Annotated in this window: 21 protein-coding genes, 1 other RNA gene and 1 pseudogene; 6 read left to right on the top strand and 17 right to left on the bottom strand. The window is 54.7% G+C overall.

Annotated elements, in window-relative coordinates; genetic code table 11:
• The first annotated feature begins 77 nt into the window (after window positions 1-77).
• Window positions 78-1,505, top strand: a complete 1,428-nt coding sequence (gene yczR, locus I6L53_RS16235) for a MocR-like transcription factor YczR (RefSeq protein ID WP_042324468.1) — start codon at window positions 78-80, stop codon at window positions 1,503-1,505.
• Here yczR and I6L53_RS16240 read toward each other — a convergent pair.
• From I6L53_RS16240 to ffs, 3 genes are all read right to left on the bottom strand, one after another.
• Window positions 1,502-1,720: a hypothetical protein gene (locus I6L53_RS16240; protein ID WP_042324470.1), complete on the bottom strand. Its 219-nt coding sequence runs from the start codon at window positions 1,718-1,720 to the stop codon at window positions 1,502-1,504. The two genes, yczR and I6L53_RS16240, sit on opposite strands and share 4 nt — an antisense overlap.
• Entirely contained in the window at window positions 1,717-1,968 is a 252-nt protein-coding gene (locus I6L53_RS16245) for a hypothetical protein (protein WP_042324472.1), read from the bottom strand. The genes I6L53_RS16240 and I6L53_RS16245 overlap by 4 nt, the downstream gene beginning before the upstream one ends.
• 197 nt (window positions 1,969-2,165) lie before the next feature.
• An RNA gene (gene ffs, locus I6L53_RS16250) (signal recognition particle sRNA small type) lies at window positions 2,166-2,262 on the bottom strand.
• A gap of 162 nt (window positions 2,263-2,424) precedes the next feature.
• Here ffs and I6L53_RS16255 point away from each other — a divergent pair.
• The gene (locus tag I6L53_RS16255) at window positions 2,425-2,736 is read left to right on the top strand and encodes an MGMT family protein (RefSeq protein ID WP_198034312.1); all 312 of its coding nucleotides are present in this window, start codon (window positions 2,425-2,427) and stop codon (window positions 2,734-2,736) included.
• Between the two features lie 31 nt (window positions 2,737-2,767).
• On the opposite strand, the gene I6L53_RS16260 is transcribed toward I6L53_RS16255, so the two are convergent.
• Window positions 2,768-3,337, bottom strand: coding sequence for a YbaY family lipoprotein (locus I6L53_RS16260; RefSeq protein ID WP_042324474.1), 570 nt, complete (start codon window positions 3,335-3,337; stop codon window positions 2,768-2,770).
• Window positions 3,338-3,549: 212 nt separating this feature from the next.
• Between I6L53_RS16260 and tesB the strand changes: the two genes are divergently transcribed.
• The gene (gene tesB, locus I6L53_RS16265) at window positions 3,550-4,410 is read left to right on the top strand and encodes an acyl-CoA thioesterase II (RefSeq protein ID WP_042324475.1); all 861 of its coding nucleotides are present in this window, start codon (window positions 3,550-3,552) and stop codon (window positions 4,408-4,410) included.
• Window positions 4,411-4,488: 78 nt separating this feature from the next.
• Here the strand turns inward: tesB and amtB are convergent, their stop codons facing one another.
• The 5 genes from amtB to decR form a co-directional block, all read right to left on the bottom strand.
• The gene (gene amtB, locus I6L53_RS16270) at window positions 4,489-5,775 is read right to left on the bottom strand and encodes an ammonium transporter AmtB (RefSeq protein ID WP_042324477.1); all 1,287 of its coding nucleotides are present in this window, start codon (window positions 5,773-5,775) and stop codon (window positions 4,489-4,491) included.
• 31 nt (window positions 5,776-5,806) lie between these two features.
• On the bottom strand, window positions 5,807-6,145 hold the full coding sequence (glnK, locus tag I6L53_RS16275) for a P-II family nitrogen regulator (RefSeq protein ID WP_002891893.1): 339 nt from the start codon (window positions 6,143-6,145) through the stop codon (window positions 5,807-5,809).
• A 223-nt stretch (window positions 6,146-6,368) separates the two neighbouring features.
• Window positions 6,369-8,147 (bottom strand): SmdB family multidrug efflux ABC transporter permease/ATP-binding protein, encoded by a 1,779-nt coding sequence (locus I6L53_RS16280; RefSeq protein WP_042324479.1) that lies wholly within the window; start codon window positions 8,145-8,147, stop codon window positions 6,369-6,371.
• A complete protein-coding gene (locus I6L53_RS16285; RefSeq protein ID WP_042324482.1) occupies window positions 8,140-9,912 on the bottom strand; it encodes a SmdA family multidrug ABC transporter permease/ATP-binding protein in 1,773 nt (590 codons plus the stop codon). The genes I6L53_RS16280 and I6L53_RS16285 overlap by 8 nt, the downstream gene beginning before the upstream one ends.
• Window positions 9,913-9,957: 45 nt before the next feature.
• On the bottom strand, window positions 9,958-10,416 hold the full coding sequence (decR, locus tag I6L53_RS16290; protein WP_042324484.1) for a DNA-binding transcriptional regulator DecR: 459 nt from the start codon (window positions 10,414-10,416) through the stop codon (window positions 9,958-9,960).
• 112 nt (window positions 10,417-10,528) lie between these two features.
• On the opposite strand from decR, the gene I6L53_RS16295 reads away from it, so the two are divergent.
• Entirely contained in the window at window positions 10,529-11,584 is a 1,056-nt protein-coding gene (locus I6L53_RS16295; protein WP_084196652.1) for a PLP-dependent cysteine synthase family protein, read from the top strand.
• A 42-nt stretch (window positions 11,585-11,626) separates the two neighbouring features.
• Here the strand turns inward: I6L53_RS16295 and cof are convergent, their stop codons facing one another.
• Entirely contained in the window at window positions 11,627-12,445 is an 819-nt protein-coding gene (gene cof, locus I6L53_RS16300) for an HMP-PP phosphatase (protein ID WP_042324489.1), read from the bottom strand.
• 99 nt (window positions 12,446-12,544) lie between these two features.
• Between cof and I6L53_RS16305 the strand changes: the two genes are divergently transcribed.
• Window positions 12,545-14,245: an SgrR family transcriptional regulator gene (locus I6L53_RS16305; RefSeq protein ID WP_042324855.1), complete on the top strand. Its 1,701-nt coding sequence runs from the start codon at window positions 12,545-12,547 to the stop codon at window positions 14,243-14,245.
• 65 nt (window positions 14,246-14,310) lie between these two features.
• Complete coding sequence (gene queC / locus I6L53_RS16310) at window positions 14,311-15,006, top strand: 7-cyano-7-deazaguanine synthase QueC (RefSeq protein WP_042324491.1); 696 nt, start codon at window positions 14,311-14,313, stop codon at window positions 15,004-15,006.
• Here the strand turns inward: queC and I6L53_RS23835 are convergent.
• From I6L53_RS23835 to clpX, 7 genes and pseudogenes are all read right to left on the bottom strand, one after another.
• A pseudogene (locus I6L53_RS23835) lies at window positions 14,946-15,107 on the bottom strand (hypothetical protein); the annotation flags it as partial. The gene queC and the pseudogene I6L53_RS23835 sit on opposite strands and share 61 nt — an antisense overlap.
• 4 nt (window positions 15,108-15,111) lie before the next feature.
• Window positions 15,112-15,510, bottom strand: coding sequence for a long-chain acyl-CoA thioesterase FadM (fadM, locus tag I6L53_RS16315; RefSeq protein ID WP_042324492.1), 399 nt, complete (start codon window positions 15,508-15,510; stop codon window positions 15,112-15,114).
• A gap of 104 nt (window positions 15,511-15,614) precedes the next feature.
• A complete protein-coding gene (locus I6L53_RS16320; protein WP_042324494.1) occupies window positions 15,615-15,995 on the bottom strand; it encodes a helix-hairpin-helix domain-containing protein in 381 nt (126 codons plus the stop codon).
• Between the two features lie 150 nt (window positions 15,996-16,145).
• Window positions 16,146-18,020: a peptidylprolyl isomerase gene (gene ppiD, locus I6L53_RS16325; protein WP_042324498.1), complete on the bottom strand. Its 1,875-nt coding sequence runs from the start codon at window positions 18,018-18,020 to the stop codon at window positions 16,146-16,148.
• Window positions 18,021-18,288: 268 nt separating this feature from the next.
• Entirely contained in the window at window positions 18,289-18,561 is a 273-nt protein-coding gene (gene hupB, locus I6L53_RS16330; RefSeq protein WP_042324500.1) for a nucleoid-associated protein HU-beta, read from the bottom strand.
• Between the two features lie 208 nt (window positions 18,562-18,769).
• The gene (gene lon / locus I6L53_RS16335) at window positions 18,770-21,124 is read right to left on the bottom strand and encodes an endopeptidase La (protein ID WP_042324503.1); all 2,355 of its coding nucleotides are present in this window, start codon (window positions 21,122-21,124) and stop codon (window positions 18,770-18,772) included.
• 184 nt (window positions 21,125-21,308) lie between these two features.
• Window positions 21,309-22,583: an ATP-dependent protease ATP-binding subunit ClpX gene (gene clpX, locus I6L53_RS16340; protein ID WP_042324505.1), complete on the bottom strand. Its 1,275-nt coding sequence runs from the start codon at window positions 22,581-22,583 to the stop codon at window positions 21,309-21,311.
• Window positions 22,584-22,655 lie beyond the last annotated feature (72 nt).

Here is a 22,655-nt window from a genome sequence, read left to right on the forward strand (position 1 = left end):
CTCCCCGTTCAGATAACATTCATCTTCTCTATAATTGGCATTATGATTAATGACCAGTTTTGAAAAAGTGGACTGCCATGTCATCACGTCGTTACGGAAGTCAATCTCTTCAGCGCCTGCTCGGACACTGGCAGGACAGCGCATCAAGAACCCCGCTCTGGCGGCAACTGGCAGAAGCGCTGCGTCTACTGATCCTTGACGGACGCCTGGCACTCGACAGCCGTTTGCCCGGAGAACGCGAACTGGCTGCGGTACTCGACGTCAGTCGCACTACTGTGGCCAGCGCGCTGGCGCAACTGCGGGAAGAGGGATATCTGGAAAGTCGGCACGGAAGTGGATCGCGCGTGATTCTGCCGGGCCATATCCGCGAAGTACCAACACGCGCCGGAACCACGATGGCATTGGATCTCTCTACCGCTGCCCTCAGCGCCGGGCCTGAAATCCATCAGGCTTATCAGCAGGCGCTGTGTGCGATGCCTCCGCATTTGCTGACATCGGGCTATCAGCCGCAGGGATTACTCTGCTTGCGAGAATCGCTCGCCCGTCATTACTGTGCGCGAGGCCTGCCGACAACGGCGGATGAAATCATGGTAGTTAACGGTGCGGTCAGCGGTCTGGCGTTGATTCTGCGCTTGCTGACCGGACCCGGCGATCGCGTGGTGGTCGATCATCCGACATATCCACTGGCCATTGCCGCCATCCAGGGAGCCTCCTGTCGACCCGTGGGTGTGTCATTGCCCGCAGAAGGTTGGGATACGGATGGACTGGCCGCGACGATCGCCCAGACCTCGCCAAGAATGGCCTATCTGATGCCAGATTTTCACAATCCCACCGGACGGTGTATGAATGAGGAAACGCGGCAGGCCATCGCGGATATCGCCGTCCGTACACGGACGACGCTGGTCATCGACGAAACGATGGTGAATCTTTGGTACGACGCTCCGCCGCCCCCGCCGTTGGCGGCTTATCATCGCGATGCTCCGGTGATTATGCTGGGTTCGGCAGGCAAGAGTTTCTGGGGAGGGCTGCGTCTGGGCTGGGTGCGTGCGCCATCACGGACTATCGCCGCACTGGTACAGACGCGGGATACGGTCGATCTGGGCTCACCGGTCATCGAACAACTGGCCACCACGTGGCTGCTGGATAATGCCGATTCTTTTTTGCCGCAGCGTAGACAACGGTTAGCCGCACGGCGCGCACTCTGTGACACGCTGATGCGTAAGCACTTTCCCGAGTGGCGCTATCAGCAACCGCAGGGGGGATTATCTTTTTGGGTGGAATTACCGGATACGCTGGCGACGATTTTTGCCACGCGAGCGGAAAGCGTCGGGATTCAACTGGGTACAGGCACCCGCTTTGGGCTCGCAGGCGCGTTTGATCGTTTCTTACGTATGCCATTCGCCTTGCCGGAAGAACCCCTGCGCTCGGCATTTAGCACCCTGGAACCGCTCTGGGAAACACTGCGTCTACAGTCCGGCAGCGGTAAGGTGCGTAAGATTATTTAATGCTGGCGGGGAACCGGAAAACCTTTAAGGGAAATAATGAAGTTATCCCCCTCTTTCTTTATTTTGGCACCGGCATCACACCAGTCTGAGGCAATGCGAAAAAATTCATCGCTGCCGACGTTCCAGCTCAGGCAAACATGCTTAACATAACCCGAGCGGAGTAGTTCACAGGCTTCGCCATAGTTACTGGCGATGGAGAGCGTTTGCTGTTTCATTTTTTCTTCTTCAGTAGTCTGCGCAAGGCTTTGATTTCTTTAGGAGTCAGTGGCTCAACAATTGACTCTTCCGTGTGCTGGCTATCGATATCGCCAACCGAGACCCCCGCCTCTGCCGCAACATCGAAGGCAATCAGCAGCAGTTTTTCTGTCGTGATACTTAAATTCTCATTATTCACTTCAGCGTAATGACGAAGTTTTTCTTTTAACGTCTCATCAATTTTGACATTCAGTACTGCAGTAGCCATCGTAAGAATCCTTGTGGACAGGCAAAACACGTCTCTGGCGACGACAGATCGCCACGGCGTGATAAGAGGATCGGGCAGCAAGATTTAACATCCCAAAAACACTCTGCCAGCATTTGATGACAAAAAAATGACAAAACCATGACAACGACAAGAAGAGAAACGAAGATGTGATGCCGGACGGCACAAATGGGTGGGGGCCCTGCCAGCTACATCCCGGCACACGCGTCATCTGCCTTGGCTGCTTCCTTCCGGACCTGACCTGGTAAACAGAGTAGCGTTGCGGGAGAACCAACAGAGCCCCCATTGAGAGCGTTGTTAACCAACGCGCAGGCGCATTATCACTGCTGCCCCCTGTAATTGCAAGCCATCAGCGGTCAGATGCTGGTTTCTTGCGCAATGGAACTTCCCGTGTCCGCCATTCCAGATTATGCTGAAGGATTACCGCAGGAAGAAACCATGGACAGACAAGACACATTCCCCCAGCGCGTCTGGCAAATTGTTGCCTCCATTCCCGAAGGCAGCGTTACCACCTATGGCGATGTCGCGATGCTCGCAGGGTCTCCGCGCGCGGCCAGGCAGGTTGGTGGCGTGCTTAAACGCTTACCCGAAGGCAGCACCCTGCCCTGGCATCGGGTTGTGAATCGACACGGCGTCATTTCGCTAACCGGTCCCGATCTGCAACGACAGCGGCAGGCATTACTGGCGGAAGGCATTATGGTTTCCGGGAGCGGACAGATCGATTTGCAGCGGTATCGCTGGAATTATTGACCCTCTCCAGGTGGAGAGGGTCAGACAGGACTTAGTACTGCGTCGGGGCAGGAACCGCAGAAGACGGATTCACTTGTGTCGGCGAGGTTGAAGGCACAGTCGTCGCTGCCCCACCGCTTGCCTGCACAGGAACTTCCGTCTGCTGGACCGGTACCAGCGTCAGATCGGCTTTCGTGCCGCCCTGGTTGATGACCGGCTGAACGGTATCGGTAATAAACACCAGTTTGTCATTCACCGTAATTGCCGCACTCAGCAGAATGCGGGCATTCGGCTGCACATCAGCCGGGTTAAACGGCAGAACGAAGCTGAATGGTGCCTGTTTCCCTTCGGTACGAACCGCTTTCTGGGACAGAACTTTCGATGGCGCATCAGCCAGCGACGCATCCGACAAGGTTACGGTCAGTACGGCGTCTGGCGGCAATGCCACTTTCTGACGGATCCATACGGTACCCGAGACATTAGGTTGTGCAATCACAGGCTGTGCGGCCGTGGCTGAAGTGTTTGGGTTCGGCGCTGGCGTCTGGATATCAGCGCTTTTATCCGCGCAGGCGGCCAGAGCAACTGCTACCGCTAAACCACTTACCATGTGCATGAGCTTCATTAAATTCTCCTTATCATCTCTGCACCAGCGGGCTTTCCTCCCGCCGGAAGAGTGGTTAACAAAAACGTAACGTAGCTAAGTGTGGCACACATCCCTTATTTTTGCCTGGAATTGGTCAGTTTTTCAGACTATTGCACCCATCGGACCACTTCTAAAATTGCGTTATACTCTGCCTATCTCGCTTCGGCGTCGTTGTTACCTGGAGAGCATGTATGAGTCAGGCACTGAACAATTTGCTGACATTATTGAATCTGGAAAAAATTGAGGAAGGACTCTTTCGGGGCCAAAGTGAAGACTTAGGGTTGCGTCAGGTTTTTGGTGGACAGGTCGTCGGCCAGGCGCTGTATGCAGCGAAAGAAACGGTACCAGAAGAAAGACTGGTCCACTCGTTTCACAGTTATTTTTTACGCCCCGGCGACAGCCAGCAACCCATTGTTTACGATGTAGAAGTTTTGCGTGACGGCAACAGCTTCAGCGCCCGTCGCGTTGCCGCCATCCAGAATGGGAAGCCCATCTTTTACATGACCGCTTCGTTCCAGGCGCCAGAAGCCGGTTTCGAACATCAAAAAACCATGCCGCACGCCCCCGCGCCGGAAGGATTAGCATCGGAAACCGACATCGCCCGGACAGTGGCACACCTGCTGCCGCCGATTTTAAAGGATAAATTTCTCTGCGATCGCCCGCTGGAAGTGCGCCCCGTTGAGTTTCATAACCCGCTAAAAGGCCATGTGGCAGAACCTACGCGCCAGGTATGGATCCGCGCGAACGGTGCGTTGCCCAACGACATCCGCGTCCATCAGTATCTGTTAGGTTACGCCTCCGATCTCAATTTCCTGCCCGTTGCCCTGCAACCTCACGGCATTGGTTTCCTGGAAAAAGGGATTCAGATTGCCACGATCGACCATTCCATGTGGTTCCACCGCCCCTTTGATTTGAACGAATGGCTGCTGTACAGCGTGGAAAGCACATCGGCCTCCAGCGCGCGCGGATTTGTTCGCGGCGAGTTCTACACGCAGGACGGAAAACTGGTAGCGTCGACCGTACAGGAAGGGGTGATGCGCAATCACAACTAAGAAAAAGCCGGATGGCGTGGGCTTCACATCCGGCGGTAGCCGATGGTTGCCCGGTTAACCTCACCGGGCATTTTTCTGTTATGCGTTGTAGGCGTTCTCGCCGTGGCTGTTCACATCCAGCCCTTCGCGCTCTTGCTCTTCCGGTACGCGCAGACCGACCGTCAAATCTGCCAGCTTGTAACCGATAAAGGCCACAACGCCCGACCAGACGATGGTGATAGCGATGCTCTCAAGCTGCACCAGCAACTGGTGCCCCATCGTTACCCCTTCAGCGAAGCCCACACCGCCCAACGCGCTGGATGCAAAGACGCCGGTCAGAATACAACCGACAATCCCGCAGACGCCGTGAACGCCGAACACATCGCATGGGTCATCAACGCGCAGCAGACGTTTGAGCATTGTCACGCCCCACAATCCGGCTACGCCCGCGACCACACCGATGATTAACGCGCCGCCGACGCCAATATAGCCGCAGGCAGGCGTGACGCCAACCAGGCCGGCAATCGCCCCCGAGCATGCGCCCAGCAGAGACGGTTTACCGCGCAGTGCCCATTCGCCGAAGATCCAGCCGAGAATCGCGGCGGCCGTGGCCACAACCGTGTTCACAAAGGCCAGTGCGGCAATCTCATTCGCCGTGCCCGCAGAACCCGCATTAAAGCCGAACCAGCCGATATAGAGGATCGCCGTACCGGTAAAGACCATCGGCAGGTTGTGCGGTTTGAACGCCTCTTTACCGAAGCCCACACGTTTGCCGATCAGGTAGGCACCCACCAGTCCGGCAATCGCGGCATTGATATGCACCACAGTACCGCCTGCAAAGTCCAGCGCACCATGCGACCCCAACAGACCGCCGCCCCACACCATATGAGCAATAGGAATGTAGGAAAGCGTCAACCAGACCACCACGAAGATAAGAACGGCAGAGAAACGGATACGCTCAGCCAGCGAACCGACGATCAGACCGACGGTAATACAGGCAAACGATCCCTGGAAAGCAACGTGAATATACTGGTAGATACTGCCCATTACGGCGGTCAGCTCAATATTTTTCAGCATCACCCAATTGAAGTTACCGAAGAAACTGTTCCCTTCACCAAACGCCAGTGAATAGCCGAACACCACCCACATGATGCACACCAGTGCGAAGGTGACGGTGACCTGCGTCAGCATCGACAGGACGTTCTTGCCGCGGATCAAACCGCCGTAGAACAGAGCGATACCCGGTATGGTCATAAACAGCACCAGCGCGGTACAAATCATCATAAAGGCGTTATCGGCTTTATCCGCCACTGCCGGAGCAGCCATCGCGAGACCTGGCAGCAGCGCCAGCGAAGCAAGGCCCGTTTTCATCGTTGCTATCTTCATTTTGTCGTTTCCCGTTACTGTGTGCCAGGCTTTACAGCGCCGCTTCGTCAGCTTCGCCGGTGCGAATACGAATGACGCGTTGCAGCTCCGCGACGAAAATTTTGCCGTCGCCAATTTTTCCGGTATAGGCCGCCTTGCTGATGACATCGATCACTTCATCCAGTTGGTCGTCGGCAATGGCCACATCAATCTTCACTTTAGGCAGGAAGTTGACGCTGTACTCTGCACCCCGATATAACTCGGCATGACCTTTCTGACGTCCGAACCCTTTTACTTCGGTGACGGTCAGCCCTTGAATACCAATAGAAGAGAGCGCTTCGCGAACGTCTTCCAGTTTGAACGGTTTGATTACCACGGTAACCAGCTTCATAGATCCCCTCCAGTCAGAATTCGGCATTTGGTGCGACTACACGACTGAGGTATTGCAAGGGGTATGCCAGAATTGAAAAAGCGGAGCCAGTCTCTGTTCTACAGGCCGTCTGGCGGGCGATTCAGAAAGGAAAATGCAGCGGGAAAAGAAAAACGCACCATGACAGTGCATGATGCGTTACATTTTTGCACCACCGCCGAAGCAACCCGGCAGCGGCGGTGCATCAGGCGGGAAGCGACTCCTCGCGAACGCTGGCCGCCAGCTCTTCGCCGGCAAGCTGGAGCTGATACATCTGCCAGTAGCGCCCCTGTGCCGCAAGCAGTTGGTGATGGGTGCCGCGCTCTACGGCCTGTCCACGATGAAGCACCAGAATGGTGTCTGCCTCCACAATGGTCGACAGCCGGTGTGCAATCACCACCAGCGTGGTGTGCTCGCGCACGGCGGCCAGCGCGTGCTGAATGGCCTGCTCGGTACCTGAATCGATACTGGCGGTCGCTTCGTCGAGGATCAGAATCTGCGGCGTTGCCACCAGCACCCGCGCCAGCGCCAGCAATTGTTTCTGTCCGACTGAGAGCGTATTCCCCTGCTCACCCAGTTGGGTATGAATACCTTCACTCATCCCACGCGCCAGTTCCGCCAGTTGCACCGTTTCCAGCGCCTGCCACACCTGCTCCTCGGAGATATCTCGCCCCAGCGTCACGTTCGCCAGGAAGGAATCCGCCATCACCACCGGATCCTGCTGCACCATCGCCACCCCCTGACGCAGCGCGCTGTGACTCAGGGAACTTAATGGACGCCCATCAAGGCGAATTTCCCCCTGACTCAGCGGGTAATAGCCCATCAGCAGGCTGGCAAGCGTACTTTTACCGCTGCCGGTATGCCCCACCAGCGCGACAAAACTGCGGGACGGCACGGAAAGGCTGACATTTTGCAGCACCAGATTATCGTCGCGATAGGCAAACGACACATCCTCGACGTCAATCTGCCCGGATGTCAGCGGACGCGAATCCTGCCCATAGCGCTGGCGCGGCCCGTCCATCAGTTCAAACACACGCTCCCCTGCGACCACCGCCTGTTGCAGCATCGACTGCTGGGTGGTCAGTTCGATCAGGGGTTCATTCAGGCGCCCCAGATAACTGATAAAGGCGTAGAGCACGCCGACTTCAATCGTCCCTGCCGAGGTAAAGCTGAACAGCATCAACAGGCCGCAGAGAATGAGCGCAGAAAACAGGCTCAGCAGAGGCCGCAGTAAAAAACCGTCCAGACGCAGCGTTTGCATGCGCGCCAGATAATGCGAGCGGCTGGCTTCTCCCATGCGTTCACCAAATCGCGCCTGCTGGCGAAACTGCTGGATCACGCTCATACCATTGATGACTTCGTTGAAGCCGTCGTTGATATCGGCGAGATAAGCCCGCACGCGGCGGACAATCGGTGTGCTGTAACGCTGATAGATAATCATCACTACCAGCACCGCCGGGAAGATCAGAATAGCCACCAGCGCCATACGCCAGTCAAGGCTGAACATCGCCACCAGCATCGCGCCAATCAACGCCGCGCTGCGCAGAACCGTCGCCACCACCGTGACATAGAGATCGCGGATCACTTCAGTATCGTTTGTGACGCGCGAAATAAGCTGCCCGACGGGCTGTGTGTCAAATTCACTCAACGGCTGGCGCAGCGCGGCATCCATCACGTCGGTCCGTAACTGCTGCACCACCCCGACCGCCGCACGGTTAAATAGCAGCGACTGGGCATAATGCAAACTGGCGGCGAGAACCTGCAGCCCTAGATAGGCGGCAATCAGTCCGATCACCATCCCCAGCGGCAGGTTATTTTTTGCCACCATGTTATCGATGAAGTAGCTGATCAGTAGCGGACCGCTGACTTCCGCTGCCGCCGCGACCCACAGCATAATCACCGCAATGCCTAAGGGTTTTCGCCACACAGAACCATAGGCCAGCAGGCGTTTGAGGGTCGGCCATAACTGCCCAAAACTACGCATTAGCCGCCTCCTCGTCGTTTTCCGGCACATCATCAAGCGCCGCTTCCAGTTGCTGATAACGGTACATATCGCGATACCAGCCCGTCTGCTGCACCAGCGCCTCATGATCGCCGCGCTGAGCGATATGCCCGTGCTGCATCACGATAATTTCACTCGCTTCGGTCAGCGCCGAGAGGCGGTGCGCGCTGATGATCACCGTTCGCCCTTCTCCCCACTGGCGCAGATTGTGCAGGATCTGGTGCTCCGTTCGCCCATCGACCGCCGAAAGCGCATCATCCAGGATCAGGATTTCGGCATTCAGCAACAGCGCCCGTGCAATGGAGATACGCTGCTTCTGGCCACCGGAGAGCATCACGCCGCGCTCGCCGACTTCGGTGTCGTAACCCTGCGGCAGGCGGAGAATATCCTCATGCACACTGGCTAAACGCGCCACATGTTCAATGTCCTGTTGCGTGGCGCTGGGGCAGCCCAACGCAATGTTATTAGCCACGGTATCCGAAAACAGGAATGGCGTCTGACTGACCACCGCCAGCCGACTGCGCCAGCTGTCCAGTTGCAGGCGCGGCAGAGGAATGTCATGAAAGCGGATCTCCCCCTGGGTGATATCGAAATGGCGCTGAATCAATGACAACACGGTGCTTTTACCCGCACCTGTTGGCCCACAGATGCCCAGCATCTGTCCGGGTTCAAGCCGGAAATTGACGTTTTCCAGCGTCGGATGGGTGGTTTGCGGGTAGCTAAACTCACGGATCGCCACCGCCAGTGTGCCACGCCCTTCCGGCACCGGTTCGCTACCATCGTTCACCACCGGCGCTTCGGCCAGCATCGCGCGAATACGACCGTAAGCCGCACTGCCGCGCTCCACGATGTTAAACATCCAGGCCAGCGCCAGCATCGGCCAAATCATCAGTCCAAGGTACATCATAAAACTGGTCAGTTGCCCCAGCGTCAACGAACCTTGTACAACCATCCAGCTACCGCCCCCGATAGCCAGCAGGTTCGCCGTCCCGATGGCGATATAAATCGTCGGATCAAAGCGGGCATCAATGCGCGCCACGCGCATGTTTTTCTTCCCGGTATCTTCCGCGTCAGCCGCAAACAGCGCGGACTGCCGATCTTCCAGACCAAACGCTTTGATCATGCGAATGCTGGTCAGGCTCTCCTGGGTACGGTCATTAAGGCTGGAAAATGCCGCCTGCGCCAGCCTGAAACGATCGTGCAGACGATCGCCGTAGCGCTTAATCATCATCGCCATCACCGGCATCGGTAGCAGTGCAAACAGCGTGAGCTGCCAGCTGATTTGCGTAGACATCACGATCAGCACCGCGCAGCCCATTACCAGCGAATCCACCAGCGTTAAAACCCCTTCCCCTGCGGCAAAGACCACGCGGTCAACGTCATTGGTCGCGCGAGCCATTAAATCACCGGTGCGGTGGCGCAAATAAAATTCAGGATGCTGGCGACTGAGCTGGCGGTAATAATCTTCGCGCAACTCCACCGCCAGTTGGTAAGAGGCACCGAACAGCAGCACGCGCCAGACGTAGCGCAGCAGATAGACCACGACGGCAATCAGAGCGATGGTGCCAATCCACATCATTATCTGTTGCGGCGTAAAGTGTTGCGTGGACACGCCATCCACGACAATACCGACCACTTTTGGCGGAATGAGTTGCAGAATAGCGATGATGATAAGCAAGGCAACGGCCCCGAGGTAGCGACGCCACTCCCGGCGAAAGTACCAGCTTAATTGAGCAAATAATCGCACGTATTATGTCCTGACCTGATTTTCCGGCAAATCGTGCCGGGAGAGTTATTCGATTGGCAGCGCAGTTGTGTATTTAATCTGTTCCATGGAAAAGCTCGACGTGACGTCCGACAGACCGGGAACGCTGTTTACCAGACGTTTGTAGAAGTCATCATAGCGCTTCATGTCGGCAACCTGAACCCGCATCAGGTAGTCGTACTCCCCAGCCATGCGCCAGAAGCCCAGCACCTCCGGCATCTCACTGACTACCGTCACGAAGCGGCAATACCAGTCACTGCTGTGATGCTGGGTTTTGATGAGCACAAAGGCCGTTAACCCCAGCCCCAGTTTTTCCGGGTCCAGCAGCGCGACTTTGCCAACCAGAATGCCATCATCTTCCAACCGTTTGAGGCGTTTCCAGCAGGGGGTGGTGGTCAGATTAACGGCATCCGCCAGCGCCTGCAAAGAGAGGGTGCAGTCCTGCTGCAACAACACGAGCAGCTTGCGGTCAATTTTATCTAGCATACCGGCACCTCAGAGAAGAATTTTCTCCTTACATTCTATTTTAAAGGCTAAATGGCAACAATTTTTTCCGTGCTTTTCGCTACTCTTGGCACAAAATGACAAATGGATATTAATGATGAACAGCACCTGGGTAAAAAATGCCATCAATGAGATTAATGCGGATTATCAGCGTTCGGCTGATACGCATCTCATCCGCCTGCCGTTACCCGCATTTCCGGGGATCCAGCTCTATCTGAAAGATGAAAGCACCCATCCAACCGGTAGCCTGAAGCACCGACTGGCGCGTTCGCTGTTCCTCTATGGGCTGTGCAACGGCTGGATTAAAGAAGGCACGACCATTATCGAATCCTCATCCGGATCAACGGCAGTATCCGAGGCCTATTTTGCCCGCCTGTTGGGACTGCCGTTTATTGCCGTCATGCCTGCCTGCACGGCAAAACGGAAAATCGAACAGATTGAATTTTACGGCGGTCGCTGCCATTTTGTGGAAAGCGCCTGCGAGATTTATGCCGCCTCTGAACAGCTGGCACACGAGTTGAATGGTCATTATATGGATCAGTTCACCTATGCCGAACGCGCCACCGACTGGCGCGGTAATAACAATATCGCCGACAGCATCTTCCGCCAGATGCAGTGCGAACCGCATCCCGTCCCGAAACACATTGTCATGAGCGCCGGAACTGGTGGAACCTCCGCGACCATTGGTCGCTACATTCGCTGCCAGGGGTACGATACACAACTGATGGTGGTGGACCCGGAAAACTCGGTTTTCCTGCCTTTCTGGCAGTCGCGTGACGCCACCCTGCGCAGCCCTGTCGGCAGTAAAATTGAGGGGATTGGTCGTCCGCGCGTTGAACCGTCATTCATTGCCGACGTAGTCGATGAAATGCTGCGCGTACCTGATGCCGCCAGCGTGGCGACCGCACACTGGCTGGAAACGCAACTGGGCCGCAAAGTGGGGGCCTCAACGGGCACCAACATGTGGGGCATGTTGCAACTGGCCGCCCGTATGCGTGAAGCCGGAGAAACCGGTTCACTGGTGACCCTGCTGTGCGACAGCGGCGAACGCTATCTGGACACTTACTATCATGCCGAATGGGTGAGCGCCCATATTGGCGATCTCACGGTGTGGAAAGCGGAGCTGGCCAGGTTGCTGAATGTGAATTAAAACAAAAAAAACCGGGCAAAAGCCCGGTGCTGGTAGGGTCTCTCATTCGGGGGAATAAGGTAGATTTGGATAGTCCAGCCAATGTGTCAAAAAGTGTGATACCGCCTGATTGCGACAATGACCAATCACCGGTAAATGGGGAAGTTCGGCAATAAGTTGCGGCATGGCATTGCCCATGATCAGTCCCCGGCCGACGCTGCCGAGCATTTCACGATCGTTCATGGCGTCGCCAAACGCCATACATTCCGCCAGCGACACGCCCAGATGTCCGCTCAGCACCGCCAGCGCAGAACCTTTGTTACAGCCCACCGGCAGCACTTCCAGGCAATCGACCGCCGAGAAGCAAAGATGGGCGCGCGCGCCTAACACCTCTTCAAGCTGAATTTTCAGCCTCACCAGATCGTCGTGATCGCCGCAGAAGCAAACTTTGGTCACCCGATCTGCCGGGAATCGCGCGACATCCACGATCTGATAGCGAAACCCGCTGTAGACGTGAGCGTGCAGCATCTCAGGGATCTCTTGCCCGGTAAACCAGCCGTTATCGTTAAAGACATGCATGCTCGCCTGCGTGTCCCAGCGCTGATGCAAGACGATCTCCGCAACCGCCGGATCCAGATCCTGACGATGCAGTACCTCACCTTCCAGCGAGTGAATGCGCGTCCCGTTACCGGTGATCAGAAAAGCATCGAGTGAAAAGGTGCCGAGAATATGGCGCATTTCCAGCACATGACGGCCGGTGGCAAACGTCAGGGTAATGTCGCGTTCGCGCAAACGCGCCAGAGTAGAGAGCGTTTCATCACCCAAAAGGTGATTTGGCATCAACAGGGTGCCATCCATATCAAATGCAGCCAGGCGCGCCATCTCTTTCTCCACTCTGCGACAGATTAACTTGTGATTGAGTATTACCTGATATATACGGAAGTAATAGTGAATAGATAAATGAAATTGTTCCGGGTTTATATGCGACTACTCAATCGTCTTAATCAATACCAGCGACTCTGGCAGCCTTCTAACGGCGAACCACAGAACGTCACCGTCGGAGAACTCGCTGAACGCTGCTTCTGTAGCGAGCGGCACGTCCGCACATTGTTACGCCAGGCGCAGGAATCGGGCTGGCTGGTTTGGGAAGCGCAGTCCGGGCGCGGAAAGCGCGGACAACTGCGTTTTCTGGTAACCCCGGAATCATTGCGCACTGCGATGATGGAGCAGGCGCTGGAAAAGGGCCAACAGCTGAGTGTACTGGAACTGGCGCAACTGGCGCCCGGCGAACTGCGGGCGATGCTGCAGCCCTTTATGGGGGGTCAATGGCAAAACGACACGCCAACGCTGCGTATTCCTTATTACCGTCAGCTTGAACCGCTACACCCCGGTTTTCTTCCCGGGCGTGCCGAGCAGCATCTGGCGGGGCAGATTTTCTCCGGTCTGACGCGTTTTGACAGCCGGACGCAGCTTCCCTGCGGGGATTTAGCCCACCATTGGGACATCTCCGCCGATGGGCTGCGCTGGGACTTCTATATTCGCTCGACGCTGTTCTGGCACAACGGCGACGCGGTAGAGACCGCACAACTTCACCAGCGACTGCTGATGTTGCGTGAACTCCCGGCGCTGAACCGGTTGTTTATTAGCGTAAAGCACATTGAGGTGACGCATCCTCAGTGTCTGACGTTTTTCCTTCACCGCCCGGATTTCTGGCTGGCGCACCGGCTGGCAAGCTATGGCAGCCTTCTGGCGCATCCAGAGCATCCCGTCATCGGAACGGGGCCTTTTCGTCTGACGCTGTTTACACCTGAACTGGTGCGTCTGGAAAGCCACGACCATTACCATCTCGCACATCCATTACTGAAAGCTATTGAGTACTGGATCACCCCTCAGCTTTTTGCCCAGGATTTGGGCACCAGCTGTCGCCATCCGGTGCAGATAACCATTGGCAAGCCCGAAGAACTCGCCACGGTAAGCCCGGTAAGTGCTGGTATCAGTCTTGGTTTTTGCTATCTCACGCTAAAAAAGAGTCCCCATCTGACGACACTACAGGCTCGTCGGCTGGTCAGCATCATTCATCGTTCTTCGCTGCTGCAAACGCTGGATGTGAGGGAAAACCTGATTACGCCCTGTAATGAACTGTTGCCTGGTTGGGCAATCCCACAATGGGAGGGGCTGGACGCGGTTGAACTGCCGAAAAAAATGACGCTGGTTTATCACCTTCCGGTGGAACTGCATACCATGGCAGAACGCCTGCGCCATACGCTGGCAACCCTGGGTTGCGAACTGACATTGATTTTTCATAACGCGAAAACCTGGGACGGCTGCCAACTGCTTGCCGAAGCGGACCTGATGATGGGCGATCGACTGATTGGCGAAGCGCCTGAGTATACTCTCGAACAGTGGTTGCGTTGCGATTCGCTCTGGCCGCACGTGCTTGATGCGCCAACGTTCTCCCATCTTCAGGCCACGCTGGATGCGTTGCAAATCAGACCTGAGGAGGAGCATCGACACGCAGCATTACAGCATGTTTTCAGCAGTTTGATGAATGACGCGACGTTGACGCCCTTATTTAACTATCACTATCGTATCAGCGCGCCGCCGGGCGTGAACGGAGTCCGTCTGACGCCACGCGGCTGGTTTGAATTTACCGAAGCCTGGCTACCGCCGCCAAGGTCGTGAAGAAGCTGGTCGCCAGGCAACTCTGGCGCTACCATAGCCACTTTAGTGATTTATCAGGATTAACCATGAAACGTGCCGTCGTAGTATTCAGTGGAGGGCAGGACTCCACCACCTGTCTGGTGCAGGCGCTGCATCAGTATGATGAAGTGCATTGCGTGACGTTTGATTATGGTCAGCGCCATCGCGCTGAGATTGATATTGCACGCGATCTGGCCCTGAAACTGGGTGCGCGCGCGCACAAAGTACTGGACGTGACGCTGCTGAGTGAACTGGCCGTCAGCAGTCTGACCCGCGACAACATCCCGGTTCCGGATTACGAACCGGATGCCGATGGTATCCCCAATACCTTTGTTCCGGGCCGCAATATTCTGTTTCTGACCCTGGCGGCTATTTATGCTTATCAGGTAAAAGCAGAAGCGGTCATTACCGGCGTGTGTGAAACCGATTTTTCCGGTTATCCTGACTGCCGTAATGATTTTGTCGAGGCGCTGAATCATGCCATCAAGCTGGGAATGGCAAAGGATATCTGCTTTGAAACGCCGCTGATGTGGATTGATAAAGCCGAAACCTGGGCGCTGGCTGACTATTGGGGCAAACTGGATCTGGTACGTGAAGAGACATTGACCTGCTACAACGGCATTAAAGGCGACGGTTGTGGCCACTGCGCGGCCTGTAATCTGCGCGCAAATGGATTGAATCATTACCTGGCGGATAAATCGTCCGTGATGGCTGCAATGAAGCAAAAGACCGGGTTGAAGTAGTTGTGGGTTTCGCCGGATAGTGGTGCTGACACCTTATCCGGCCGATTCGCTCCGCGTGATGAACGTGGAGGCCTGATAAGCGCAGCGCCATCAGGCAATAAGACGTTACTTCACCATCTGCTCCAGTTTTTCACGTAACTCCCCTTCCAACGGCAGCGCTTTTTGCGATTTCAGATCGATACAAACGAACGTAATGAGCGCATCGGCCACCACCTGCCCTTCAGGTTCCAGCGTAATCACCTGGCTCAGAATACCGCTTTTCCCGTTTAGCTGTTGCACCTGACTGGTGATGGTCAGCAGATCACTCAGAACCGCCGGGCGACGATAGTTAATATTAATGTTGACCACCACGAAAGCGATATTGTGGGCGGTCATCCACTGGAAACTATCGCTGCTCTCCAGTCCATCCCAACGCGCTTCCTCCAGAAACTCAAGGTAGCGGGCATTATTCACGTGCTGATAGACATCAAGATGATAACCACGGACTTTAATCTGTGTTTGCATAGCGCAGGAACCTTACGTTTTTGTTATAGGTAAGACATGAACAGAGAGGCCATAACTGGTATGACCTCTACTATCCTGGCAAATTTTTGCCACTGCGCAAGTTATTAAAGTGTTAAAACTGACAAATTACGCTCTACCAACGAATTTCCCATCCCTGGCACCTGCTTAAGATCCTCTACCGTTTTAAACGGACCGTATTCCTCACGGTAGCTGACTATCGCCTGCGCTTTCTTCAGGCCAACACCATTCATCGCCCGCGCCAGCTCCTCTGCCGATGCGGTATTAATGCTGACCCTGGTCCCTTCCTCGGTGCTGGCTTTCGCCGGAACGGCTGCTTTGTTTTGCCCTGCGACAGGTGCCTGCGCACTGGTCTCCACCGCAGTGCTTTTCGCTGCCGCGGCTGATGACGCCGCCAGCGCGCTTTGTGTCATACCCGCACAGGCAAATGAAAGAGTGACAAGTAGCGCTTTGATTCCATGTTTCATACTGTTTTCTCCTTGTTTGTTAACAGTGGAATCACGATAGCGAGGCAAAAACCAACGAACAAATAGCAAATCTCAGAAATGGAAAAGGCCGCGAAAGCGGCCTTCAGGTGTTACAACGGTTGCGTAATGATTTGCGAGAAGTCTCGACGATTACGGCTGCTGATCCATCGCATCGCCGATTTTAATTTTCGCGGCTTTACGCAGGTTACTCATCAGCGCCTCAAAGACGATCTGCGCATTGTTCTGGGTGATCCCCTGAACCATCGCTTTCTTCTGCTCTTCCGGCATCGAGCCTGCTTTCACATCGTCCAGCGCCAGCAGAACCACATTACCCTGCATATCATTAGCAATGCCATAGCTCGGCTGGTCCTTCGCCGGCAGGCTCAGACCAAACGCTGCCTGGCTAACGGGATCCTGGCCTGTACGACTGAGCGTTTTAGACTCGCCAAAGCTCAGACCCGCCGCTTTCATCGCTTCGGCGCCTTTACCGGCCTTCAGCTCAACCAGCAGTTTTTCCGCATCCAGTTTAGCCTGCTGCTCTGCTTTGTTGCGCTTAACCAGCGCCGTAACCTGATCTTTCACTTCAGACAGCGGCTTCACGGCTTCTGCTTTGTGCTCACTGATACGCAGGACAAACGCGCGATCGCCATCCACAGTGATGATATCGGAGTTTCTGCCCGGCGCGCCGTTTTCACCCACCAGAGCACCATCAAAAATGGCATCAGATACTGGTTTGAAATTCAGTTCTTCCGGCAGGTTATCGTGGCTGAACCAGCCAGTTTGTACCGCCTTCGCGCCAGCCGCCTGTTCAGCACCCGCCAGAGATTCCGTGTCGTTGTTCGCCGCATCGCTCACTTTCTGCTGTAAGGCAAAGTAAGCATCCAGCGCTTTTTCCTGTTTCACTTTCGCGGCGATGTCATCGCGGACTTCGCTCAGCGGCTTCACAATTGCCGGCTGAACGTCGTCCAGACGCACGACCAGGAAGCCAACAGAGGATTTAATAACGCCAGAAAGTTGACCTTTCTCTTTCAGCCCGGCATTTTTCAGCTCATCCGGGGTGGTGGCATCTTCCAGCCAGCCCATATCACCGCCTTTGCGGGCTGAGATAATATCCGCGGATTTCTCTTTCGCCAGCGCAGCAAAGTCATCGCCCTGGTTCAGCGCGTCCAGTACCGCTTTCGCTTCATCTTCCGTTTTGGTCTGGATGATGCTGTAACGGTTACGCTGCGCCTGAGTGAACTGATCCTGGTGCTGATCGTAATAAGACTGGATATCTTCATCACTGACCGGCTTTTGCATTGAGGCCGCGTCCAGCTTGATGTAGCTGACGCGGAACTGTTCCGGGGTCATGAAGTTATTTTTGTGCTGCTCATAGTAGCTGGTCACTTCCGGGTCCGTCACCGACTGCTTCGCTGCAAGTGCGTTAACGTCAATCGTGGCTTCACGGACCACACGCTGCTGAGAGACCAGCGCCGCCAGTTCATCGGTTTCGCCTTTGAGCATAAAATCGGTGCCTGCGACGCCACTGATGAGTTGTTGAGTGGTCAGTTGATTACGCAGCGCCTGCGCATACTGGTCAGCAGTCATCCCCATCTGATTCACAATCGCGTTGTAGCGGTTGTTATCAAACTTGCCGTCCACCTGGAATGCTGGCGTAGAGAAAATGGCCTGCTTCACCTGCTCGTCACTGATGCCCAGTTTGAGCTCGCGGGCATACTGGTCCAACAGCGCTTCATCAATCAGACGATTGAGCGTCTGCTGGCGCAGGGTTTTCATGTAACCTTCGTTCGCCGCGAGCTCAGAATACTGATCGCCCAACTGCTGCTGCATGCGATTACGTTCGCTGTTGAACGCATTCTCAAACTGCCCACGGCTGATTTCCTGGTCATTCACTTTAGCGGCGTAGTTATTGCCTCCGCCAATCAGGTAACCACTCACGCCGGTCAGAATGAACGACACGATAATGATTCCGAAAATAATCTTGAGCACGAGACTGTTAGCAGTCGTGCGTAAGCTGTCCATCATGGTGTAACCACACTCCGCTGTAGGTGACTATACACTGCATCATTCAGGCCGCTTCGTCTTGAACTGCCCCGATGCAACGTGAATACCTTTGTGTATATAGGCGTTACGCAGCATAACGTTTCCTGAACGCTGCGCATAAAGGTCTATTGTGACAAGAAACAGGGGCAATTGTCAGCCCACAACGTGTATAAAATCGCTGCAAAAACAAAAAAGGCACATCAATTGATGCGCCCTTGTACTGAGTCCTGTCCCCGGAGGGGGATCACGCTTAGTTTACTGCGTCTTTCAGTGCTTTACCTGCACGGAAACCAGGTACTTTGGCGGCAGCAATGGCGATCTCTTTACCTGTTTGCGGGTTGCGACCAGTACGGGCAGCACGCTCTTTAACAGCAAAAGTACCAAAACCTACCAGCGCAACGTCATCCCCTTCTTTCAGAGATTCGGTAACAGAAGCAATAATTGCGTCTAACGCACGCCCTGCCGCAGCTTTGGAGATATCAGCCCCTGCAGCAATTTTGTCGATCAGTTGAGATTTATTCACTCTTCTCTTCCTCATTATAATTTATATCGCACCAGAATCCTTCAAAGTGCGACCGCGCAGCAGTTATATCAGGCCTGCCATGCCCTTACAACACCCGATAATGATGGCAAGCCCAATCCGTCATCTAAATTAGCTATACAAAAAAAGGCTGGCAAGTACGAAATGACCTGCCAGCCCAGTTTTTATTAGTGCTCTTTGCGCAAGGTCACTATTTTGCCGTCACAACCTGCATTCCAGAGGGCTCATTTTGCAAAGCGAGAGTCAAAACCTCTTCAATGCGTTTCACCGGATGGATATCCAAATCGGCAATAACATTGTCCGGAATCTCTTCCAGGTCGCGTTTGTTTTCATCCGGAATTAAGACCGTTTTAATACCACCACGGTGTGCAGCCAGAAGTTTTTCTTTTAATCCACCGATCGGCAGAACCTGACCACGCAGGGTGATCTCACCGGTCATCGCCACATCAGCGCGTACCGGGTTACCGGTCAGGCAAGAAACCAGCGCCGTACACATCGCGATACCGGCGCTCGGGCCGTCTTTCGGCGTCGCGCCTTCCGGTACGTGAACATGGATATCGCGTTTTTCGTAAAAGTCCGGATTAATACCCAGTTTTTCCGCACGCGCGCGTACCACGGTCAGCGCAGCCTGGATGGACTCCTGCATCACTTCACCCAGCGAACCGGTATAGGTCAGCTTGCCTTTGCCCGGTACGCAGGCGGTTTCGATGGTCAGCAGATCGCCGCCCACTTCCGTCCACGCCAGACCGGTCACCTGGCCGACACGGTTTTCATTGTCCGCACGACCATAGTCAAAGCGCTGTACGCCCAGGTAGTCGTGCAAATTGTCGCCATTGATCACAATGTGTTTCAATGACTTATCCAACAGCAACTGCTTGACCGCTTTACGGCACAGTTTGGAGATTTCACGCTCCAGACTACGCACGCCAGCTTCACGGGTGTAATAACGAATAATGCCGACAATGGCGCTGTCGTCGACCGTCAGTTCACCTTTCTTCAGCGCGTTACGTTCGATCTGCTTCGGCAGCAGGTGCTGCCTGGCGATGTTCAACTTCTCGTCTTCGGTATAACCGGACAGACGGATCACTTCCATACGATCCAGCAGCGGTGCCGGAATGTTCATGGAGTTGGACGTCGCCACAAACATCACGTCGCTGAGATCGTAGTCCACTTCCAGATAGTGATCGCTGAATGCCACGTTCTGCTCAGGATCCAGCACCTCAAGCAGTGCGGATGCCGGATCGCCACGCATGTCGGAAGACATTTTGTCGATCTCATCAAGCAGGAACAGCGGGTTTTTAACGCCCACTTTGGCCATTTTCTGGATCAGTTTACCCGGCATAGAACCGATATACGTCCGACGGTGACCACGAATTTCTGCTTCATCACGCACGCCGCCCAGCGCCATACGAATGTATTTACGCCCGGTCGCTTTGGCGATGGACTGACCCAGAGAGGTTTTACCTACCCCCGGCGGTCCTACCAGGCACAGGATCGGTCCCTTGATTTTGTTTACACGGCTTTGTACCGCGAGATACTCAAGGATGCGGTCTTTCACGCGCTCCAGACCGTAATGGTCGGTATCAAGGATTTCCTGCGCCTGACGCAGGTCTTTTTTGACCTTGCTACGCGCATTCCACGGTACCTGTACCATCCAGTCGATATAACCGCGCACGACGGTCGCTTCAGCCGACATCGGAGACATCATTTTCAGCTTCTGCAGTTCAGCTTCCGCTTTTTCTTTCGCCTCTTTCGGCATTTTCGCCGCGTCGATCTTACGCTTCAGCGCTTCGTTTTCGTCCGGTGCGTCGTCCATTTCGCCGAGTTCTTTCTGAATCGCCTTCATCTGCTCATTCAGATAGTACTCGCGCTGAGATTTCTCCATCTGCTTTTTCACGCGGTTGCGAATACGCTTCTCAACCTGCAGCAGATCGATTTCAGACTCCATCATCGCCATCAGATACTCCAGACGCTCATTCACGTCTGACATCTCCAGCACGGACTGTTTGTCCGCCAGCTTCAGCGGCATATGGGCCGCGATGGTGTCCGCCAGACGCGCCGGATCGTCGATGCTATTGAGCGACGTCAGCACTTCCGGTGGGATTTTCTTGTTCAGCTTGATATAGCCTTCAAACTGGCTGATAGCCGTCCGTACCAGCACTTCCTGTTCGCGCTCATCAATAGCAGGCGAATCAAGATACTCCGCTTTCGCAGAGAAGTGCTCGCCGTTATCAGACAGCGCAGAAATACGCGCACGCTGTAACCCCTCGACCAGCACTTTGACGGTGCCGTCAGGCAGTTTCAGCATCTGCAAAATAGAGGCCACGGTCCCGACGGTGAAAAGATCGTTTACACCCGGCTCATCCGTTGATGCTTCTTTCTGGGCGACCAGCATGATTTTTTTATCATGGTCCATAGCCGCTTCCAGACAACGGATAGATTTTTCCCGCCCTACAAACAAGGGTATGACCATGTGCGGATAAACCACCACATCGCGCAACGGCAATACGGGGATTTCAATGCGTTCAGAACGCTCAGGATTCATAGAGCTCTCTCTTAGTTTAGTGTCCGCCAGGTAATCAGATGACATAGCTGTGCTTCACGCCACCTTTAACATGTATGTCAGTATATGGGGATGTTTCCCACACATTCAACGCCATGTTTACGGAAAAATAAAAGGGGAGATAAAATCCCCCCTTTCTGATTAACTGATTGTATGAATTGGCTAATTATTCACCAGATGCCTGCTGTGCTTCCGGCTTACCATAAATCAGCAATGGCTTGCTCTGACCGCCAATCACCGACTCATCAATCACCACTTTTTCAACGTCTTCCATTGAAGGCAGATCGTACATGGTATCCAGCAGCGCGGCTTCTACAATAGAACGCAGACCACGGGCGCCGGTTTTACGCGCCATCGCTTTGCGGGCGATCGCATCCAGCGCTTCGTCGCGGAATTCCAGGTCAACGCCTTCGAGGTTGAACAACGCCTGATACTGCTTGGTCAGGGCGTTTTTCGGCTCTTTCAGGATCTGGATCAGCGCTTCTTCGCTCAGTTCGCTCAGCGTCGCCACGACCGGCAGACGACCAATGAACTCAGGAATCAGACCAAACTTGATCAAATCTTCCGGTTCGACCTGCGAGAGCAGTTCGCCTTCGCTGGCTTTGTCAGACTTCGCTTTCACCGTTGCGCCAAAACCAATGCCGGAGCCGGTTTCAACACGGTTGGCGATCACTTTATCCAGGCCAGCAAATGCACCACCACAGATGAACAGGATCTTAGAGGTATCCACCTGCAAGAATTCCTGTTGCGGATGCTTACGTCCCCCCTGCGGCGGAACGGCGGCAACCGTTCCTTCGATCAGTTTCAGCAGCGCCTGCTGTACGCCTTCACCGGAAACGTCACGGGTGATCGACGGGTTGTCAGACTTACGGGAAATCTTGTCAATTTCATCGATATAGACGATACCACGCTGCGCCTTCTGCACATCGTAGTCGCACTTCTGCAACAGTTTCTGAATGATGTTCTCAACGTCTTCCCCCACGTAACCTGCTTCGGTCAGCGTGGTGGCATCCGCCATCGTGAACGGAACGTCCAGCAGGCGCGCCAGCGTTTCCGCCAACAGCGTTTTACCGGAACCGGTCGGGCCGATCAGCAGAATGTTACTTTTGCCCAATTCGACGCCATTGCTGGTGTCGCCATTGCGCAGACGTTTGTAGTGGTTGTATACCGCGACCGCCAGCACTTTCTTCGCCTGTTCCTGACCAATGACGTAATCGTCAAGGTGGTTACGAATTTCGTGTGGCGTCGGCAGCGCACTGCGCTCACGATGCGGTGCAACTTCCTTAATCTCTTCGCGAATGATGTCGTTACACAAATCGACACATTCATCGCAGATATACACGGATGGACCGGCGATGAGCTTACGCACTTCATGCTGGCTTTTGCCGCAAAAAGAGCAGTACAACAATTTGCCCGAGCCATCTTTGCGTTTATCTGTCATGAGTCAAAACCTCTTCTTTGTTCTTTGTGCCGCACACGACGACGCAAAATGCCATTCTCAGGCGCAACTCGC

The organism is Citrobacter farmeri (genome assembly GCF_019048065.1).
Taxonomy (GTDB): domain Bacteria; phylum Pseudomonadota; class Gammaproteobacteria; order Enterobacterales; family Enterobacteriaceae; genus Citrobacter_A; species Citrobacter_A farmeri.

Coding starts and splice junctions, on each gene's coding strand:
- ppiD (WP_042324498.1), bottom strand. CDS start 18,020: ATGATGGACAGCTTACGCACGACTGCTAACAGTCTCGTGCTCAAGATT.
- I6L53_RS16245 (WP_042324472.1), bottom strand. CDS start 1,968: ATGGCTACTGCAGTACTGAATGTCAAAATTGATGAGACGTTAAAAGAA.
- tesB (WP_042324475.1), top strand. CDS start 3,550: ATGAGTCAGGCACTGAACAATTTGCTGACATTATTGAATCTGGAAAAA.
- fadM (WP_042324492.1), bottom strand. CDS start 15,510: ATGCAAACACAGATTAAAGTCCGTGGTTATCATCTTGATGTCTATCAG.
- I6L53_RS16280 (WP_042324479.1), bottom strand. CDS start 8,147: ATGCGTAGTTTTGGGCAGTTATGGCCGACCCTCAAACGCCTGCTGGCC.
- I6L53_RS16240 (WP_042324470.1), bottom strand. CDS start 1,720: ATGAAACAGCAAACGCTCTCCATCGCCAGTAACTATGGCGAAGCCTGT.
- I6L53_RS16260 (WP_042324474.1), bottom strand. CDS start 3,337: ATGAAGCTCATGCACATGGTAAGTGGTTTAGCGGTAGCAGTTGCTCTG.
- yczR (WP_042324468.1), top strand. CDS start 78: ATGTCATCACGTCGTTACGGAAGTCAATCTCTTCAGCGCCTGCTCGGA.
- clpX (WP_042324505.1), bottom strand. CDS start 22,583: ATGACAGATAAACGCAAAGATGGCTCGGGCAAATTGTTGTACTGCTCT.
- amtB (WP_042324477.1), bottom strand. CDS start 5,775: ATGAAGATAGCAACGATGAAAACGGGCCTTGCTTCGCTGGCGCTGCTG.
- I6L53_RS16295 (WP_084196652.1), top strand. CDS start 10,529: ATGATGAACAGCACCTGGGTAAAAAATGCCATCAATGAGATTAATGCG.
- I6L53_RS16255 (WP_198034312.1), top strand. CDS start 2,425: ATGGACAGACAAGACACATTCCCCCAGCGCGTCTGGCAAATTGTTGCC.
- lon (WP_042324503.1), bottom strand. CDS start 21,124: ATGAATCCTGAGCGTTCTGAACGCATTGAAATCCCCGTATTGCCGTTG.
- decR (WP_042324484.1), bottom strand. CDS start 10,416: ATGCTAGATAAAATTGACCGCAAGCTGCTCGTGTTGTTGCAGCAGGAC.
- glnK (WP_002891893.1), bottom strand. CDS start 6,145: ATGAAGCTGGTTACCGTGGTAATCAAACCGTTCAAACTGGAAGACGTT.
- cof (WP_042324489.1), bottom strand. CDS start 12,445: ATGGCGCGCCTGGCTGCATTTGATATGGATGGCACCCTGTTGATGCCA.
- I6L53_RS16305 (WP_042324855.1), top strand. CDS start 12,545: ATGCGACTACTCAATCGTCTTAATCAATACCAGCGACTCTGGCAGCCT.
- I6L53_RS16320 (WP_042324494.1), bottom strand. CDS start 15,995: ATGAAACATGGAATCAAAGCGCTACTTGTCACTCTTTCATTTGCCTGT.
- queC (WP_042324491.1), top strand. CDS start 14,311: ATGAAACGTGCCGTCGTAGTATTCAGTGGAGGGCAGGACTCCACCACC.